Below are 4,682 nucleotides of genomic sequence, written 5' to 3' on the forward strand. Positions count from 1 at the left end.
ACGTAAACCTTTATCTTTAATTCGTTGCTTTAATATTGAGAAGTCATCTTGAGAAAGTCTTGATAGGCGATCAACTGATTCAACAAGCAACATATCGCCTTGTTGTGCCTCATCAAGTAACTTTGTCAATACAGGACGGTCTAACTTAGTACCTGAGAAGTTTTCGATGTATGAAATATAAATTTCTGAATAGTCTTTAGCGAAGTTTATTAAATCATCTAAAGCTCGTTCTGCACTTTGATCTTTTGTGCTCGCTCGAACGTAAATACGTGTTGTCATGTGCAATCCTTATTATCATTTAGACTTTATAAAAATAGTATAGTGATAATTTATCTATTTTACTATCTTTTAATTTAAAAAATAAGTTCAATGATAGGATATTTCGACATTTGATAATTTCTGATTTAGGTATAGTGCAATGATACATTTAATGAGAATGGAGAATTTTGATCTCTTATGTCAACATATTACTACGTAACTACATGTTATTTAAGTTAAATTTGATTTTATGCCTTTTATGAGACAAAATGAGTTAGTTATTTAATAAGGCGTTTATCCCAGATGGAAACTTTAACAATTTTTATGTCTCACTTTTTCGATACATTCAAGCTTCTAATATTTTTAGGATTCATATTTAAAGAGATTTTCAGATTAAGCTATGAAAAATGTTTTTCATCATCAAGTAACTTTTCGATAAAAATTGATCTCTGTATTACCATTAAAAATGGCTCGAGCATTCCACCTCAGAAAAACGATGAATAGCCATCAAAATTACACACATAATCATATTTAAAAAGCTCAATCCAATACTGCACGTATTACACGACCAAACAAGCCACGGCGTTTCTGTGGTTCAGTCTGTGATTCCTGAATGATACGGTTAGGCTCTGATATTGGTGTAGGGGTTGGTTGTATTGGTTCAAGTGTCGGCTCCTGTACCTGCTCGACTTGTGGCTGTGGTTTTGGTGCACCAAGTAACCGCTGTAAAGATTCGATCTGCTCATTCTTTGCTTTTAATTCTTCACGTTGGAATTGTTCACGCTCTTGTGCAAGTTCAAGCTGTTTTTGAAGGATGTCCACCTGTTGTTTCAATATGTCTACTTCTGCCGATTTATGTACCTCAGAAGACTGTAACTGAGTGACATTTGAGTTACTTCTTTGTGCTGGCTCACCAAATACTCTGATAGCTTCTGATAGATCAATTCGACCATTACTATTCTTACTCAAATCACCTTTATTTATTCTTTTATAAATACTTTGACGATTCATACCATACAGCTTGGCAAGTTCAATTACAGTCATCGCTTTCATAGTTGTAGCCTGAACCTATAAATCATTTAAAGTTACATCAGAGTGACATGTAACGCTACCTATTCTTCTTCATTGATGCGTTTAGGAATTAGTAATTTCCTATTAATAATTGAAATCCTGTCTTTACCATCTAAGCTGCTAATATTGTGAAGAGCTTGTGTTCTTATGGCGTCACAAGTTGTTCGTATTTTCCATTTAGAAAGTCTCTTGTGCATGACATTAAGAGGATAAGCAGTATTTTTAAAATAGTTTTCACAACCATTTAAACTTAAAGAATCATTGCAATACATTGTTAAAAAGATTTGTGGAAATCTTTTCTTATCTTCTCTTCCCTTAATCATGTGAACTCTTAAATTGAATAATATTGCTGTATTGCTAGTCTTCCTTAAATAGTCTCTAAATTTAAGATCATCAAAATCATGTATCCATGACATAGCAACATCTTTAGCTTCTTCAAAATGTAAATTACTAACATCACAAAATATTGAGTATTGATATGACCATTGATAATTAGACAATAAAGCAATCATATTTCTCTTTGTTTTACTTTGACTTGATTCCAATCCATCATCCATAGAACTAAATAATAATAATTATATATTGAATATTAATCTATATCCTATACTGCAAAGAATAATTCATGAATTTCTCAATAGAGATGAATGCAAATCTTCCATAAATAGAATCATGTGAGAGCCATATGTATCAGGCATTGCAGAGGTACACATATACACTCAATATTAGAAGTGAAGATAATTTAAATGAGCTATTAAAATTCCGTTTTAGTTCGGTAATAATCATGATTGCAATCTGGGGGAAACGAACACCAACGTCACTAAACTGATTTAGGGGCACTTTCCGCTTTTCCAGTTTCTTAAGGTTCTCGTGCTGACGTTTAGACGTTTGGCAATTTCAACCTGTGTTAGGCCTTGTTTGCTCAGCTCAATGGCTTGAGTTCGTTGAACTTGATAAGTGGATGATCTGGTCTTTCCACCTTTAGAGGCTCCCAGCTTGCTTTTGTGTTTCTGACGGTCAATAAACTCTTGGTAGCAATATGAATCACGCTTCCATACCCATCTGGAAATAGATTTAGCTATTGCTTTGATTTCATTATATCCAAGAGGCTGTGTGAAGCTCATATTTACCTGTTCACACTGTTTAAGTACGGCTTTGTACCACTGATCATAAATACTGCCTCTGTACTTCCTTATCTCTACATAGGCCCAATGACGAACATCATCAAAGATTTTACAGTTACGACCCAGATAGATTGCTTCTTGTGTTGAAATTGGCTGTTTAACCTGTTGCCAAGTTAACTCTAAACTTTCTGACAGGGATTTAAGAGAATAGGGCTGGGAACGATAGCTGTATGCTCTCCAATGATCGTTTAAAGCGTTTTTAGTTATTAACCCTGTGTACCCTACATCCGCACCCAAAAGGCTCCGTAAAGCGCTGTAAATCGCATTTGCATAGCGTATTGGTTTATCTCTTGCTGAATCGCTTAGATAAATTGCTTCTGTTAATTCATAAAGGAAATGTGCATGACCATTCTGAGGATTTTCTACAATTAAATTAGGTGCAGGTACTCCAATCATTGAATACTTGTATTCAGCGACACTAGCTGGAATATCAAGATCAAAGACAAGCCACTTTAAGTAATAACGATGATTGACCGACAGATAGCGCTTAAGAAGTGCCTTTTCTTTATTTTGTATTTTTAAACCAAAAGCTAGGTCATCGGTGGCATACGGCTTAGCCGGAATGCTGTTTCTAAATTGATCAAGAGTTAATGATAATTGTTGCATTGCATAACTTCACTGTTTGCAAATGCACAATGAAGCTGTATTATGAATACAGATCATGTGCAAACATGTTCTAAGGATTCAAGCCTCGATTGACACCATTCCGCCAAGTTTGTATGTCATCGGGGCTTTTTCATTTGTAAATCATTTGTATCACAATTCATTATATTACCGATACTAATAAAATAATTTTGAATTTGTGCTGAAAATTAACTTCTCATTTATTTATGGGAAGTGTTAAAGAATTTATAGCAAAACAATTATTTAATTAATTGATAATTATAATAATGGGCCTACCAAAAGACTCAGATTAGAACAGGAATTTCTCCCCCTTCTTGTTACAATCCAGATACATCTTATAGTTGAACACCTAAACTGTATTCTATATTTGATATAGGGTAATTATTTAAAATATCGTACACCTATAGATAAGAAGCTACTTCTGTCGACGAGCTATTCTTCTTTCTTGTGCTACTAACAATTGCTTTTTAATTGTATAAATTCGCTTTAAGAAAAGCTCACTAAAATCTAGTAAATCTTCCGCTTCTTCTTTTTCTGTACTTCCATCATGTGCAGCGTCATTTCCATCTAAACGAATGTGATGTGCATATTCTCTTAAATCTGAAGGAATAACACTATTATCAATTAAAAACTCTATACGGTTAAATAACTTATCTTTCTGAGATTGTGTAGGCTTGATAATTAAATCTGTATTTTGTTTTAGCCACACTTGTAATAATTCTTTTGTTGTCAGATCAAGACAAAGTCTAAACATAGCTGCACTGGCTGTATAACAATTATTTGCTAAGCAAAGAGTTGCTTCATCAAAAACTGTTTTTATATTGTCCGGTACATGTTCAGGGCAAGGAATAATTTCTTTATTAGGGGGAATCATTGTCTTTGTTATCGTGAAACATAAAGATAGGTTTAAATCTTTTATATCTTCTAACTGTCTAGCTTTTACTAGAGAATCATGAATAGCATATGGAAGTGAGGCCTTTTGAAGCATGCGAAAAACAGTAGGCGAATCACAATTACTACATATAGCAAAAACATCCCATACAGTAGAAGCTACTATATTGAATCCTAAATTATCGAACCTAATGTTCTTTGTTTTACAGTAACTACAATCCGCTATAACAAAACTCATTTTTGTCCTCTTAGAACTCTATATACAGTTGCTACACCACAACCTACAGCTTTAGCAATTTCTTCTTTTGTTAAATTTTTACTATTTAACGCTTTTATTCTATCATGTTTGGCTATATCAGCTTTCTTACCTTTAGGTTGATATCCTGAACGCGCTAAACCTTGTTTAATACGCTCTTTACGTTTGTCATTGTCTAGCTTTGCCATAGTTGCTAGTAAATCAATCAACATATCGTTAATTACTCTTAAGATCTCACCTGTCATACCATTCTGCTGAGCATGTGTTGTTGGTAAGTCTGCTACAACCAAACGTAAACCTTTATCTTTAATTCGTTGCTTTAATATTGAGAAGTCATCTTGAGAAAGTCTTGATAGGCGATCAACTGATTCAACAAGCAACATATCGCCTTGTTGTGCCTC

At 33.8% G+C, this 4,682-nt stretch carries 6 protein-coding genes; all 6 read right to left on the reverse strand.

The window, feature by feature from the left end; genetic code table 11:
* A partial coding sequence (locus ACTL4S_RS16210; RefSeq protein ID WP_441299668.1) for a recombinase family protein occupies positions 1 to 279 on the reverse strand: 279 nt, incomplete at its 3' end.
* Positions 280 to 798: 519 nt separating this feature from the next.
* The gene (locus tag ACTL4S_RS16215) at positions 799 to 1,311 is read right to left on the reverse strand and encodes a plasmid replication DNA-binding protein (protein ID WP_441299669.1); all 513 of its coding nucleotides are present in this window, start codon (positions 1,309 to 1,311) and stop codon (positions 799 to 801) included.
* Positions 1,312 to 1,370: 59 nt separating this feature from the next.
* On the reverse strand, positions 1,371 to 1,874 hold the full coding sequence (locus tag ACTL4S_RS16220) for a hypothetical protein (RefSeq protein WP_441299670.1): 504 nt from the start codon (positions 1,872 to 1,874) through the stop codon (positions 1,371 to 1,373).
* A 282-nt stretch (positions 1,875 to 2,156) separates the two neighbouring features.
* A complete protein-coding gene (locus tag ACTL4S_RS16225; protein ID WP_441299671.1) occupies positions 2,157 to 3,116 on the reverse strand; it encodes a replication initiation protein in 960 nt (319 codons plus the stop codon).
* 433 nt (positions 3,117 to 3,549) lie between these two features.
* A complete protein-coding gene (locus tag ACTL4S_RS16230; protein ID WP_441299672.1) occupies positions 3,550 to 4,263 on the reverse strand; it encodes a DUF4145 domain-containing protein in 714 nt (237 codons plus the stop codon).
* The coding region (locus tag ACTL4S_RS16235) for a recombinase family protein (RefSeq protein WP_441299673.1) at positions 4,260 to 4,682 on the reverse strand (423 nt) is incomplete at its 5' end. The genes ACTL4S_RS16230 and ACTL4S_RS16235, both read right to left, overlap by 4 nt.

This window comes from Acinetobacter lwoffii, from assembly GCF_052078135.1.
GTDB classification, from domain to species: domain Bacteria; phylum Pseudomonadota; class Gammaproteobacteria; order Pseudomonadales; family Moraxellaceae; genus Acinetobacter; species Acinetobacter lwoffii_Z.

What these genes read in the sequence shown, in the direction of transcription:
- ACTL4S_RS16215 (WP_441299669.1), bottom strand. Translation starts at nt 1,311, where the DNA reads ATGAAAGCGATGACTGTAATTGAACTTGCCAAGCTGTATGGTATGAAT.
- ACTL4S_RS16225 (WP_441299671.1), bottom strand. Translation starts at nt 3,116, where the DNA reads ATGCAACAATTATCATTAACTCTTGATCAATTTAGAAACAGCATTCCG.
- ACTL4S_RS16230 (WP_441299672.1), bottom strand. Translation starts at nt 4,263, where the DNA reads ATGAGTTTTGTTATAGCGGATTGTAGTTACTGTAAAACAAAGAACATT.